The following is a 13,314-nucleotide window of genomic DNA, read 5'->3' as shown; positions in this document are numbered from 1 at the left end:
GTGTTTTGCCAATATCGTTATTTGGCGGTTGAATACTTAATTATTGCGGTGTTAAATAGTTGTTTAAGTATGTTAGTTAATGAAGACCTAGATATTAGCGAAACGCAATATCTAGACATTGACCATGCCGATATTATTGCCCGTATAGACATGACCGAATGGGAAACCCAAGCCGACTCAAAACGATATTTAACCTTTTTAAAAGGACGAGTAGGGCGAAAAGTATCTGACTTTTTTATGGACTACCTAGGTGCTAATGAAGGATTAGATGCGAAAGCACAAAACAAAACACTGGTTAAAGCGGTAGATGATTACTGCCAAGAAATGCAATTTGACAAACAAGACAAAACCAACGCACGTGAAAGCGTCTACAATTACTGTCAAGCTCAATTGCAAGCTGGTGAAGAAATTGAGTTAAAAAATTTAGCCAACGAACTACCAATAAGTGACGATAACAACTTTATTGAATTTGTTAAAAATAGTGAATATGATTTAGAAGATACTTTTCCCGTTGATCGTAGTGCATTGCGCCAACTTAAAAAATTCTCGGGCAGCGGTGGCGGATTAACCTTAAGCTTCGATTCAAATTTGTTAGGTGAACGTATAAAATGGGATCCACAGACTGACTCACTGGTTATTAAAGGTGTACCGCCTAATTTGCGTGATCAGCTACAACGCAATAGCGGCTTGAACTAATTATCCGCTAATCATAAACTAACAACGTTATTAGGACAAAAAATGAAATACATTGGTGCACATGTAAGTGCAGCAGGTGGGGTAGATAACGCTCCGATAAATGCCTATCAAATTGGCGCAACCGCATTTGCGCTATTTACTAAAAATCAACGACAATGGCACGCCAAACCGCTTGAAACAGCCACCATCGACAGCTTTAAAAAACGCTGCGAAAAATATGGTTTTACCAGCAAACAAATTTTGCCACACGATAGTTACCTTATTAATTTAGGACACCCCGATAGCGAACAGCTTGAAAAATCACGCACTGCGTTTTTAGACGAAATGCAACGCTGTGAACAATTAGGATTAACATTACTTAATTTTCACCCCGGAAGCGATTTAAAACAAATATCGGTTGATGAATGCCTAGCACGCATTGCCGAATCGATTAACATTACGCTCGACAAAACACAAAATGTGGTTGCTGTTATCGAAAATACCGCAGGACAAGGCTCTAACTTAGGCTATAAATTTGAACATCTTGCACAAATCATTGACCAAGTCGAAGATAAAAGCCGAGTTGGAGTTTGCATTGACACTTGCCACGCTTTTGCCGCTGGTTACGATTTACGTACCGAACAAGCTTGCCAAGAAACTTTTGCTGAGTTCGAAAAAATCGTCGGTTTTCAATACTTACGAGGCATGCACTTAAATGATGCTAAAAGCGAATTTGCTAGCCATGTCGATCGCCATCACAGTTTAGGCAAAGGCAATATTGGCGAAGCGGCATTTAAATATATCATGCAAGACCCAAGAATTGACGAAATTCCTCTTATCTTAGAAACCATTGATCCCGATATTTGGGCACAAGAAATAAACTGGTTAAAGGAGCAGATGAATAGATGATAAAGAAATTATTCTATTTTTTGTTTTTAATTTTTATCCTAGTGCCACTGAGTTTCTATAGTTATGCTGAAAGTCTTGGTCATAATAAATTGAAAGAATTTGATGGTAGTGGTTATAGAAAAGATATTCGAGTATATTCGCTAGAATTTATTGATTATATTGAAGATGATCCAGGTTTTATGTTCATTTCATTATCTGACGATATTAATTTATATGATAAAGAGTATAAAGAAAGAGTCTTTTTAATTCCTAGTGGAAAAAGAAAAAACTACAAAAAGAAAGAATATTTATTGACCGATTCATATCGTGCTAAATTTTTTTTTGAAGTTGGGGTATCTGAAGACGATACGGTTTTTATTTACGACTATGAAAAAAATGATTTAAAATCATTTCCTATTAGTAGTTTAAAAGCTTTAGCTGTTGTTAATCCTTATAGCAGTGGTGACGGTCCTTTTTATTTATCTGATTATATGTTTGGTTTTAAATTAGATTCTAAAATAATTAAAGACCATCCATCTAGCCTTGTTTATATCGGCAAAGAAAACCCTTTTGTACAAGAGCAATTAACGCCTTTATTTTGGAACAAAATTGATGAACAGGATTTTCCTGTTCTTGATGAAGATGATGAGATTACCGCTTTAGCATTTTGGGGAAATATGGATAGTTTGAAAAAAGTAGACAGTTATTTGGCTGAAGCAAATGGTTTTCGTTTTTTTATACAAAACTATACCAACAAAGATAAAAGCAAGCTTATTCAAAGTGATGAAATCATAGCAAGGCATTTAATTATATTAGACTCCAACTCCAATATAATAACGAATGAGATTGAAGGTATAGCTGAAGGTGACATGTTTTACCCACTAAATAGCTTAAATAATAAAGATGAGTTTATATATCAATGGACAGGTAAAATTTTAAAGAATGAACCGCCTGTTGTATTTGGTTTCAAAGCATCATCATTTTCGTGTACTCCTGTTTTTCGATTTATGCATCCACTGCACGACTATTTTGTTCCAAGGTGTGATGCTCGGCATTAAATCGGGCAAATTATTTTTAGTAGATTAAAAACGAGCAAGCAGGTTAATAAAGTACTACTTGAATATATTGAAATCTATTATAATCATATCCATCGTCATTCAGCTAACAGTTGGATGACGCCTGAACAGCAATATTATCAAAACGATAAAATGATAGCGGTCGGCAGTGTCTGGTATTTTGGCAAGGATCAAACATTCAATCTAAAAGCTTAAATGAAATTTCTTTGGAAACAGCGACTAAATTAGATGAATTAAAAGATATTGATTTTGTTGTTTTTTTATTTAGTTATTTTGATGGATTTTCTCCTCATCTATAATCAGCTGCAAAAATCCCCATTAAACTGATTTGATTCAAGATAGCATTAGTCACAACCCTAATTCTACGTTAAAATAGTTAGTTTATTACGCAATAATTACCAAGGAAATTACATGACAACTGAAATGACAACACTCGACAAAATCAAAAAACAAATTGCTGACAATCCAATTATTTTATATATGAAAGGTTCGCCAAAATTGCCAAGTTGTGGCTTTTCGGCTCAGGCTGTGCAAGTTTTGTCGCAATGTGGCGAGGCGTTTGCTTATGTTGATATTTTACAAAACCCTGATATTCGTGCCGAGTTACCAAAATTTGCTAATTGGCCTACATTCCCACAATTATGGGTTGAAGGCGAGCTTGTTGGGGGCTGTGATATTATGTTAGAAATGTTCCAAACTGGCGAGTTGCAAACGCTTATTAAGCAAACGGCTGAAAAGCACAAATCTTAATCTCCAATCAATCAAGCGCGCCGGTTGAGCGCGCTTTTGCAAGCAACTCTTGTTGATGCCATTCATATTGAGCATCTTCGTACGCTTTTTTGACTTTGTCTGTATTGAGCATGGCTTTTTCTAAATCATCTATTGTTTTAGTGTGTTTGCTTGTTTTTAGTTTATTGCTCATTATGTTCATTTGTCTCTATTGGTGTATCGGTTTCCATTTTACTATCGATAGATACCAAAGGCCAACCTCCAAGCGATTTTAGTCGATTAACAATTTTACAAAAAAGTATAGCCGTTTTTTGAGTGTCGTATAGTGCACTGTGAGCTTGTTTGTGATCAAAGGTGATTTGTGCCATTTGGCAAGCTTTGGCAAGTACTGTTTGTCCAAAAATTAATCCACTGAGTGATGCAGTGTCAAAGGTAGCGAATGGGTGGAATGGATTGCGTTTGATTTTTGAGCGTTCTGCTGCTGCCATTAAAAAGCTGTGATCAAAGTGTGCATTATGCGCCACAATAACTGCACGCGTGCAACCGCTATCTTTTATGCCGGCGCTGACCATTTTAAATATCTCATCTAAAGCTTGTCTTTCATCCACGGCGGCTCGTAATGGGTTGCTGGGATCGATGCCATTAAAGGCAAGTGCAGTAGGTTCTAAAATGGCGCCATCAAATGGATTGACATTAAATTGTAGCGATTTTTCTGGTTCTAGCCAGCCGTCATTTGTCATTTTTAGGGTGATGGCGGCAATTTCTAATATGGCATTGAGCTTGGGATCGAACCCCGAGGTTTCAATATCAATGACAACGGGATAAAACCCCCGAAAGCGTTCACATAATTTGGCGTTTGGCACAATAATTTATCTTAATTCGTCAAAAAGGACTATTATGCCAGTTTTTAAACGGTTCGCCTAGCATTGGCTTTAAGCGTTTGTTGTTAATTTGTTTATGGTAAATATTACGCAAATCACATTAAGGCAAACGAGTTGATGCGTTTGTTATTTAAAGTGATTATAATCATCCCTTATAAAATTATTTTAAAACCGAGCAAGCAATGCACCATTTTGAATTAGAAAAGATTATTAATGATGAACTACAAATTACCCGTTATCGGGACTATGCGCCAAATGGGTTGCAAGTACAAGGGCGAAGGCAAGTTAATAAAATTGTAACAGGCGTTACAGCTTGTCAGTTATTATTAGATAAAGCAGTTGAATTACAAGCCGATGCGGTGTTGGTGCATCATGGTTATTTTTGGAAAAACGAAGTGCAAACCATTACTGGCATTAAGTATCAACGCATTAAAACGTTGTTAACAAATGACATTAATTTGTATGGCTACCACTTGCCGTTAGATGGCCATCCCACTTTAGGTAATAATATGGCGTTAGCTAATTTACTCGGGATTACGGTTGATAAGCGTGATGATATCACTGATCTACTTTTTACAGGTGTGCTAAATAGCCCATTGACGGCATTACAATTTAAACATCAACTTGAACAAGTATTACATCATAGCCAACGGCAAGTGTTGTTTTGTGGTGATAACGCGCCACAAGTGATTAAGCGTATTGCTTGGTGCAGTGGTGGTGGGCAAGATTATATTGAGCAAGCAGCACAAATGGGCGTAGATGCTTTTTTTACTGGCGAAGTATCAGAACGCACTATTCACATTGCGCGCGAATATGGTATTAACTTTTATGCTGCTGGGCATCATGCTACTGAGCGTTATGGCATTGAAAATCTAGGAAAATGGTTAGCAAGCGGTTATGGTATTGATGTCATTTTTGTTGATATTGATAATCCGGCATAACAAAAGTTGAATTTAATTAAGAAATATCGCATACTTATTCGCATATTTTATTCTTTACGTTGTGTTATAAACTAATAATATGAGAGGTCATTTTATGTTTACAGGAAGTCTGGTCGCACTAGTTACCCCTATGGATACGAAAGGAAATGTAGACCACGTAAGCTTAAAAAAATTGGTCGAATATCATATTGCTAATGGAACATCGGGCATTGTTTCGGTCGGTACGACAGGCGAATCGGCAACGCTTGATCATCATGAGCATATCGATGTGATTAAACGAACAATCGATTATGCCGATGGTCGCATTGCTATTATTGCAGGCACGGGTGCAAACGCAACGAAAGAAGCCATTGAATTGACCAGTCGGGTTGAAAATATCGGTGTTGTTGGTTGTTTAACTGTTGCGCCTTATTATAATAAACCAACGCAAGAAGGCATGTATCAACATTTTAAAGCCATTGCAGAAAGTACAGCGTTGCCACAAATCTTATATAATGTGCCTGGGCGCACTAGCAGCGATATAAAACCTGAAACCGTTGGGCGTTTAGCCAAAATTAAAAATATTGTTGCATTAAAAGATGCAACTGGTGACCTTTCAAGAGTTTATCCTACCCGTAAATTAGTTGGTCCTGATTTTAAATTATTAAGTGGCGATGACTCAACGTTTTTAGACTTTATGATTTTAGGTGGTGATGGAGTGATTTCGGTCACTGCCAACGTGGCTGCCAAAGCTGTTGCAACGGTATGTAAGCTTGCTGCTAATAACCAAATTCAAGAAGCTCGTGCTTTAAATGATACTTTAACGGCATTACATCGTCATTTGTTTATTGAACCCAACCCAACGCCAGCTAAATGGGCTTGCGCAAGATTAGGTTTAATGCAAAGCCCAAGCATTCGATTGCCTTTAGTTGCGCTAACTCAATCATCAATTTCGGTAGTTGAGCAAGCATTAAAAGAGGCAAATCTACTATAGTTTTGTATAACCTTAGTTTTGTATAACCTTTAATTTTAAAAGCAGATATCTATGTTAAATAACACATTGAACAAAATCCTATTTAAAAACAATGTTATTAAAAAAACGGCTATTTTAGCAGTTGTGACTTCTTTATTTCTTGTTGGTTGTGGTAATGATCAAAATTTTAAACGTGAAGTTGACGGAAATGAAGATTATCTTAAATCACCTGCTTTAAAACCGTTAATCATTCCAGAAGGTACTAAGATACCAGCTGAAAGTAATGAGTTTTTTGTTAATACAACTGAGGTTCGCGGTGATTTAGGAAAGAAGCTTGATATTAGACCACCAACTTTACCAATCTCAACTATCCAAGAAGCTTTTGCAATTTATAATAATGGCTCAGTCACTTTTAATGTGCCATTAAGTAGTAATGTGTGGGAGCAGATTCCTAATAGTTTAAATAAAAGAAATATTTTGATTGCTAGCCACGACAGTAATACTATCCAAACCGGCAAAAGCTTTATGGTTCGTGCTGACGAAGAGCAAGCGGTTGAAGCCTCTTATTCAATTAAACGTCAATTGCTAGGGGATACCGAAACAATCACTATTTCGATCACCTCGTTAACCCGTGGTACTGAAAATTTAATTTCACAACCGGTTGAAGTACAACGCTATATTGTTGGTTTATTTAATGACATCATGAACGATGTTGCGCCTGATTCTATGCGTATTGTGCCAGCAAAAGCACAAGATAAAAATGACGAAGAAAAGAACAAGCCTGAAAGCAAAAAAACAGCAACATCCGTAAGTGATGAAGATCAAAAATAGATTTGGAATTTAAGGAGCGAACAGCTCCTTAATTATTTATTGGTAATTGGTATAAGGTTAAAAACATGAAAAAGTTGGCTGAGCTTTATCGTGGTAAAGCTAAAACGGTATACACTACTGAAAACCCCGATTTATTAATCCTTGAGTTTCGCAATGATACATCCGCATTTGATGGTTTACGCATTGAACAGTTAGATCGTAAAGGCATGGTTAATAATAAATTTAACTATTTTATTATGAATAAATTGCGTGAAGCAGGTATCCCAACTCAAGTTGAGGCCTTATTATCAGACAACGAAGTACTTGTAAAAAAACTACAAATGGTACCAGTTGAATGCGTGGTACGCAATCGTGCAGCAGGATCTTTAGTTAAACGTTTAGGCGTTGAAGAAGGCAAAATTTTAAATCCACCTACCTTTGAATTATTCCTCAAAAACGATGCATTGCACGATCCGATGGTTAACGAGTCACACTGTAAAGCTTTTGGTTGGGCGAGCGATGATCAATTAGCTAAAATGAAAGAACTGAGCTTTAAAATTAACACTATTTTGACTGATTTATTTGACAAAGCAGGGCTAATATTAGTTGACTATAAGCTCGAATTTGGTTTATTTAAAGGCGAAATTACCTTAGGCGATGAGTTTTCGCCCGATGGTTGTCGCTTGTGGGAAACTGCCACACTAAAAAAAATGGACAAAGACCGATTCCGTCAAGGTTTAGGCGGTGTAATTGAAGCCTATGAAGAAGTGGCAAAACGCATTGGTGTACCTTTATAATGCTTGCGCAGTTTGATGTTTCTTTTTTTGTCTTATTAGGTTTAGCGGCACTGTGTTATTTAACGCACAATAACACAGTGACATTTGCAGTACTGTTATTGTTACTCTTTAAGTTAACACCACTAGCCACTTATTTTCCATTTTTAAATCAATATGGCTTAACCATTGGAATTGTTATTTTAACAGCTGCCATGATGGTGCCATTGGCTGATGGTTCGTTAAAAATTAGCGATATTGTTAAATCGTTTACTACTTGGCAATCACTATTGGCTATTTTGGTGGGTATTTGTGTATCTTGGCTTGGCACGCGTGGCGTATCGCTTATTGGTGCACAGCCAACTATTGTTAATGGCTTAATTATTGGTACGCTAATTGGCGTTGCGTTTTTCAAAGGTGTTCCTGTGGGGCCGCTTATTGCAGCAGGGATATTGTCGTTATTAATTGGAAAAAGTTAACCTATGCATACTCCCAACAACACTCGACAGCTATGGGTGTTACAGGGTGAAACCTCACAATTATTTGAACAACTTATACCCATCTTTGAGCAAAACGCTGGCGATTGGGTTACTGTTACGCATCAGCCTGATTGTTTGCCTTGTTCATTGATTGCGAACGTACTTAAACCTAATCAAACAAAACAATTATTGGGTCAGCAGTATCGGCATGCGGTTTTTGATGCAACGGCCGGATTTAATCTTGATGCTTTTGCCATGTTAGTCGGTACGCTAATAAAAGGCAGTGTGTTGATTTTGTTATTGCCCAATAACTTGGCTACTTGGCACGATCAAGACAGTTTGCGTTGGAACGAATGCCAAACCGCAATCACGGTACCTAATTTTATTGCACATTTAACCCAAACATTAGCAGAGTTTGGCATCATTATTAATCAAACCTCTTTGCCAAAAACAGCTGTATCGCCCATGTTTTTTGAGCAGGTGGCCGATGACAATTACGACTTAACTCAGCAGCAAACGACATTAAAGCAATTATTAAACAGTAATAAACAAATTAATGTCGTTGTTGCCAAGCGTGGACGTGGCAAATCGGCATTAGCAGGACTGTTTAGCCATTATCAGCGTTGTATTGTAACAGCGCCCAATAAATCAGCTTTGACAACCTTTTTTGCTTTTGCCAAACCCGATACCCCATTTTTTGCACCTGATGAATTAATTGCACAGTCACATCATAATTTTGCTAACTATTTAATTATTGATGAAGCAGCAATGATTCCTCTTTCAATGCTTGAAAAACTGCTACAATTGGCTATTGCCAATAATAGCCGAGTGTTATTAACAACAACCGTTGAAGGGTATGAAGGTACAGGGCAGGGCTTTTTATTAAAATTATTGGCAAATAAAGCGTGTCAATATTTTTACCTACATACCCCCATTCGTTGGCAAGTGGGTGATGAGCTTGAACAATTTAGCGATCGGTTGTTACTCAATGGTGTATTGGCCCAAGATGATAACCCTAGCAGTGCGAGCGCTTTATCTGCCCAATATGCCAAGGTTGATCGCAATGATATTCATGCGTTAAGGTCGATCTTTTATTTATTAAAAATAGCACATTATCAAACCACATTAATTGATTTACGACGTCTGCTTGATGCACAAAATTTATCGGTTTGGCAGGCCAACATTGGAAATAAAAACGTTGCTGTGGCAGTGACAGTCAATGAAGGTAATTTGCCTGATGATTTAATTGAACAAGTATGGCAAGGCACACGTCGCCCCAAAGGTAATTTAGTGGCGCAGTCACTGGTTGCCCATGCTGGTGAGCGATTAGCTGCCAAGCTGCGCTCGGTTAGAATAAACCGTATTGCGGTTATTAACACTTATCGACGGCAATCTATTGCTAAACAACTTGTGCAGAATATTGTTGATGATGCCAAAGCGCATAATTATGATTTTGTATCGGTTAGTTTTGCTTATAGCTCGTCTAATTATCAATTTTGGACAGCTTGTGGTTTTACCTTAGTTCATGTTAGTAGCCATAAACAAGCTAGCAGTGGCAGTTATTCGGTTATGGTGCTTAAGTCATTAACTGAATCTGGGCAGCAGCTAATACGAAAACTAACCCAAAGGTTACACCGTAATGCTTATTGGCTTAAAAATATCATCGATTTACCTTTTAACAAGATGATTAAGAGCCACAGTAACTTGCTATTATCACTAAATTTAGATACGCATGATTTTGATGAGCTAACGGGATTTGCTTATTATCACCGCCCATTTGAAGCCTCTTACCCTGCACTGTGTCGATTAAATCGTCATATTCAAACGCGCTTACAATCACAATCTACACAGGCGAGTGCTTTGCCTGTATTGTCAGCACTGCTAAAAAGCAAAAACAATCAGAATTTGATTATTGATTTATATCAACTTGCCGGCAAACAAGCATTAATGCAAACTATTAAACACGAGGTCAGAACATGGCTAGCAAAGCAGGGCGATAATGTAATCTTTGCCAAAATAGACAGCAAAAATAATTAATTGCCATTGCAGGTTATCAAGAGGTATGTTTACAATAGTTACTATGTTTTTACTCAATTGGTTTTAATTAAAAAGGAATCGAATGTGACTCACAATAAACTCGAAAACCAAACGCAGCACCGCCATTGGCAAAACCAAACGAATAACAACACCCCAAAAGGTCAACCAACAACAGGCATTGAGTATTTTTTAAAAGGCTGGTCATTGGCGTTTAGCCCAGGGATTAAGCGGTTTGTTTTTTTACCGCTAATTGCCAATATTGTGATTATGTCGGCACTATTTTATTGGTTTTTTACCTCCATTACGGGAGTAGTGGATTGGGGATTATCGTATGTGCCAAGTTGGTTGCAGTGGTTGGGTTATATTATCGTTTTTATTGTGATATTGACACTGGTAATTTTATTTTGTTATTTTTTTAGTACGGTAACCAATATTATTGCTGCACCGTTTAATGGTATATTGGCCGAACAAGTTGAAGCACAATTAACAGGAATACCTGCGGTAGATACATCGTGGTTAAGTATTATTAAAGATCTTCCTCGTATTTTTGGTCGTGAATTTCAAAAATTGCTCAACTATCTATTATGGGCTATTCCGATACTGTTAACCTATTTTATTCCAGTTATTGGGCAATCGGTTACGCCTGTGGTTTGGTTTTTATTTACTGCTTGGCAAATTAACATCCAATATGCCGATTACGCCTTTGATAATCACAAAATCACTTTTGATCATATGCGTCAGTTGCTTAAACAACATAAAGCCGATAATTTAACTTTTGGCATGTTAGTTAGCTTTTTTACCATGGTGCCAGTGCTTAATTTAATTATCATGCCTATTGCCGTGTGTGGTGCTACGGCAATGTGGGTTGATCGCTACCGCCATCAAGCATTATTTAATAGCGGTAACTAAGCTGCTATTATTTTAACTGCGTTATTTTTTAGGCGACGTTGAAGTGGTTGTTGTTGGTCAATCATCGTCGTCATCTTTATAAGGGATAGGTTTTATTCCTTTCTTTTTTTCAAGATACGCTTTATAACTTAGTCGATTTAATGCTTTAATGGTATTAATAAAAATTCCAATTAAAATAATCAAAATTATCCACCAATAATCTTTAAGCCATTCCATAGTATTTCCTCTTAGATTAAAATCGAAATCAGCAAGTTATAATCGTCACATCAACTAATTACGCTAACAACAATTTTTCCAAAATACGGTAATAAATTGCAGTTAAAGTAATAATATCTTGACAGTTGGCATTTTCATTGACTTTGTGAATAGTTTTATTAAGCACGCCTAGTTCGATCACTTGGCATCCCATTTTAGCAATAAAACGACCGTCAGATGTGCCACCGCTAGTAGATAATTCAGTATCAATATTGGTTAACTCTTTGATAGCGCTAGCTGCAGCGTTGGTTAAATCACCTTGTGGCGTTAAAAAAGGGTGACCAGACAATCGCCAAGTTAAGGTATAATTAACATTGTGCTTTTGTAAAATCTGCTCAACACGCGTCTTAATTATAGCATCGGTCAATTCGCTACTATACCGAAAATTAAATTGCACACAAAGCTCGCCCGGTACAACATTTTCAGCACCCGTACCGCCATTAATATTCGCTATTTGCATTGTGGTTTTAGGAAAGTACTCATTACCTTCATCCCAAACGGTACTAACCAGTTCGTTTAATGCTGGCGCAAAGCGATGAACGGGATTATCGGCAAGGTGAGGATAGGCAACATGGCCTTGAACGCCATGTACAACCAAATTAGCCGTGAGTGAACCACGACGACCGTTTTTAATTTGATCGCCAAGCACAGCATTGCTCGATGGCTCGCCGACAATACAATAATCAACACGTTCTTGGCGCTCTATGAGTAAATCAACCACTTTAACAGTGCCATCAGTAGCGTCTGCTTCTTCATCTGATGTGATCAAAAAAGCCACACGCCCAGCGTGGTTAGGGTTGCGTTTAACAAATTCTTCTGCTGCACAAACCATGGCTGCAACACCACTTTTCATATCTGATGCGCCACGACCATAAAGCACACCATGTTCATTAATCGTTGGCGAAAAAGGTGGATAAAGCCATTTGCTTTCATCCCCGGCCGGCACGACATCGGTATGCCCGGCAAACATCAAGGTTTTGCTAGTAGCATCGCCATGATAGGCCCATAAGTTCTTGGTTTGCCCAATATTGACTTCTTCAATGACAAAACCAAGCGGTTTTAGTCGATCAATAATGAGTTTTTGGCAGTTTTTATCGTCAGGACTTATTGATTTTTCGGCAATGAGCGCTTTGGTTAGTGCAATAACAGGTTCGGTCATAATGGCCTCGATTTTATTTAGCTTGCGATATAAATTGTGAATAAAGCGGATCTGAAAATCCCAATAAAGCTCGCTTTCCATCGATCAATAAAGGGCGTTTTAAAATAGATGGGTTAGCTAACATGATTTTTTTAGCTGCTTGCTCGTTATTGATCTGAGCACGAACAGCTTCATCTAACTTGCGCCAAGTTGTTCCGCGTGTATTGAGCAAATTTTGCCATTCCACCAATTGCAACAATGTATCTAAAAGCGCTTCTGATAGTCCATCGGTTTTATAATTGTGAAATTGATAATTAATGTGATGTTCATCAAGCCAAGTAAAGGCCTTTTTCATTGTATTGCAGTTTTTAATGCCATAAATAGTGTACATAAAGCTGATCTCAGTTTGAAAGATAAGCAAATTATAACAGCTATCAACATAAGGCAGCAAATTAAAGGAGGAATTTAAGCAAATGGATTATTCTAATCATAACAAAGAACAATTTGGTGCTTTTTACAACTTAATTAATAAAACACTAAAAAAATCTTAAAAAATTTTCAAAAAGGCTAGTCAAATAGTTTTCAAACGATTACAATTAAAAACAAAATAGGTTATTTAATAACCAGAAAATTATAAAATATCAAATAAAAAAGATATTACTTGACAAGGAAGATATGATGCAGTACCATGTAAAGCACCAAGCACCAACACTGGCAAACCTATGCCTTAAGCTTATCAAATAACGCCATTAGGCACGTTTTTAGATTTTT

At 37.2% G+C, this 13,314-nt stretch carries 16 protein-coding genes; 11 read left to right on the top strand and 5 right to left on the bottom strand.

The features are described from left to right. From yejK to GA0061080_RS10820, 4 genes are all read left to right on the top strand, one after another. The coding region (yejK, locus tag GA0061080_RS10835; RefSeq protein WP_091125453.1) for a nucleoid-associated protein YejK at nt 1–696 on the top strand (696 nt) is incomplete at its 5' end. 42 nt (nt 697–738) lie between these two features. Then, nucleotides 739–1,584 carry a deoxyribonuclease IV gene (nfo, locus tag GA0061080_RS10830; RefSeq protein WP_091125450.1) on the top strand — a complete coding sequence of 282 codons (846 nt, stop codon included), beginning with the start codon at nt 739–741 and terminating at the stop codon, nt 1,582–1,584. Beyond that, complete coding sequence (locus GA0061080_RS10825; RefSeq protein WP_091125446.1) at nt 1,581–2,621, top strand: hypothetical protein; 1,041 nt, start codon at nt 1,581–1,583, stop codon at nt 2,619–2,621. The genes nfo and GA0061080_RS10825 overlap by 4 nt, the downstream gene beginning before the upstream one ends. 441 nt (nt 2,622–3,062) lie before the next feature. Beyond that, nucleotides 3,063–3,389 carry a Grx4 family monothiol glutaredoxin gene (locus tag GA0061080_RS10820; protein WP_065635241.1) on the top strand — a complete coding sequence of 109 codons (327 nt, stop codon included), beginning with the start codon at nt 3,063–3,065 and terminating at the stop codon, nt 3,387–3,389. A 7-nt stretch (nt 3,390–3,396) separates the two neighbouring features. On the opposite strand, the gene GA0061080_RS12650 is transcribed toward GA0061080_RS10820, so the two are convergent. Both GA0061080_RS12650 and rnt read right to left on the bottom strand, forming a co-directional pair. Next, nucleotides 3,397–3,561, bottom strand: coding sequence for a hypothetical protein (locus GA0061080_RS12650; RefSeq protein ID WP_167349228.1), 165 nt, complete (start codon nt 3,559–3,561; stop codon nt 3,397–3,399). Continuing rightward, nucleotides 3,551–4,231, bottom strand: coding sequence for a ribonuclease T (rnt, locus tag GA0061080_RS10815; protein ID WP_209435821.1), 681 nt, complete (start codon nt 4,229–4,231; stop codon nt 3,551–3,553). The genes GA0061080_RS12650 and rnt overlap by 11 nt, the downstream gene beginning before the upstream one ends. Before the next feature lie 200 nt (nt 4,232–4,431). Between rnt and GA0061080_RS10810 the strand changes: the two genes are divergently transcribed. The 7 genes from GA0061080_RS10810 to cysZ all read left to right on the top strand — a co-directional run bounded on the left by GA0061080_RS10810 (nt 4,432) and on the right by cysZ (nt 11,150). Beyond that, nucleotides 4,432–5,190, top strand: a complete 759-nt coding sequence (locus tag GA0061080_RS10810) for a Nif3-like dinuclear metal center hexameric protein (protein WP_091125438.1) — start codon at nt 4,432–4,434, stop codon at nt 5,188–5,190. Between the two features lie 94 nt (nt 5,191–5,284). Beyond that, nucleotides 5,285–6,163 carry a 4-hydroxy-tetrahydrodipicolinate synthase gene (gene dapA / locus GA0061080_RS10805; RefSeq protein WP_065635204.1) on the top strand — a complete coding sequence of 293 codons (879 nt, stop codon included), beginning with the start codon at nt 5,285–5,287 and terminating at the stop codon, nt 6,161–6,163. A gap of 51 nt (nt 6,164–6,214) precedes the next feature. Then, nucleotides 6,215–6,973, top strand: a complete 759-nt coding sequence (locus GA0061080_RS10800; protein ID WP_091125434.1) for an NlpB/DapX family lipoprotein — start codon at nt 6,215–6,217, stop codon at nt 6,971–6,973. A 65-nt stretch (nt 6,974–7,038) separates the two neighbouring features. Further along, nucleotides 7,039–7,749, top strand: a complete 711-nt coding sequence (gene purC / locus GA0061080_RS10795; protein ID WP_065635202.1) for a phosphoribosylaminoimidazolesuccinocarboxamide synthase — start codon at nt 7,039–7,041, stop codon at nt 7,747–7,749. Beyond that, nucleotides 7,749–8,204, top strand: coding sequence for a DUF441 domain-containing protein (locus GA0061080_RS10790; RefSeq protein WP_091125431.1), 456 nt, complete (start codon nt 7,749–7,751; stop codon nt 8,202–8,204). The genes purC and GA0061080_RS10790 overlap by 1 nt, the downstream gene beginning before the upstream one ends. 3 nt (nt 8,205–8,207) lie before the next feature. Continuing rightward, nucleotides 8,208–10,241 (top strand): tRNA(Met) cytidine acetyltransferase TmcA, encoded by a 2,034-nt coding sequence (locus GA0061080_RS10785; RefSeq protein WP_091125429.1) that lies wholly within the window; start codon nt 8,208–8,210, stop codon nt 10,239–10,241. Between the two features lie 84 nt (nt 10,242–10,325). Continuing rightward, entirely contained in the window at nt 10,326–11,150 is an 825-nt protein-coding gene (gene cysZ / locus GA0061080_RS10780; RefSeq protein ID WP_091125425.1) for a sulfate transporter CysZ, read from the top strand. Between the two features lie 57 nt (nt 11,151–11,207). Here the strand turns inward: cysZ and GA0061080_RS10775 are convergent, their stop codons facing one another. Genes GA0061080_RS10775 through GA0061080_RS10765 form a run of 3 tightly spaced genes read right to left on the bottom strand, consistent with a single transcriptional unit; the run spans nt 11,208 to nt 12,934 of the window. Further along, entirely contained in the window at nt 11,208–11,366 is a 159-nt protein-coding gene (locus tag GA0061080_RS10775) for a YpfN family protein (RefSeq protein ID WP_081300065.1), read from the bottom strand. A gap of 58 nt (nt 11,367–11,424) precedes the next feature. Next, a complete protein-coding gene (dapE, locus tag GA0061080_RS10770; RefSeq protein WP_091125421.1) occupies nt 11,425–12,564 on the bottom strand; it encodes a succinyl-diaminopimelate desuccinylase in 1,140 nt (379 codons plus the stop codon). Between the two features lie 13 nt (nt 12,565–12,577). Beyond that, nucleotides 12,578–12,934, bottom strand: a complete 357-nt coding sequence (locus GA0061080_RS10765) for an ArsC family reductase (RefSeq protein ID WP_091125417.1) — start codon at nt 12,932–12,934, stop codon at nt 12,578–12,580. Nucleotides 12,935–13,314: the final 380 nt, after the last annotated feature.

Source organism: Gilliamella intestini, assembly GCF_900094935.1.
Lineage (GTDB): Bacteria > Pseudomonadota > Gammaproteobacteria > Enterobacterales > Orbaceae > Gilliamella > Gilliamella intestini.
Note: the sequence above shows the minus strand (reverse complement) of the source record. Positions and strands in the feature narration are given on the sequence as shown.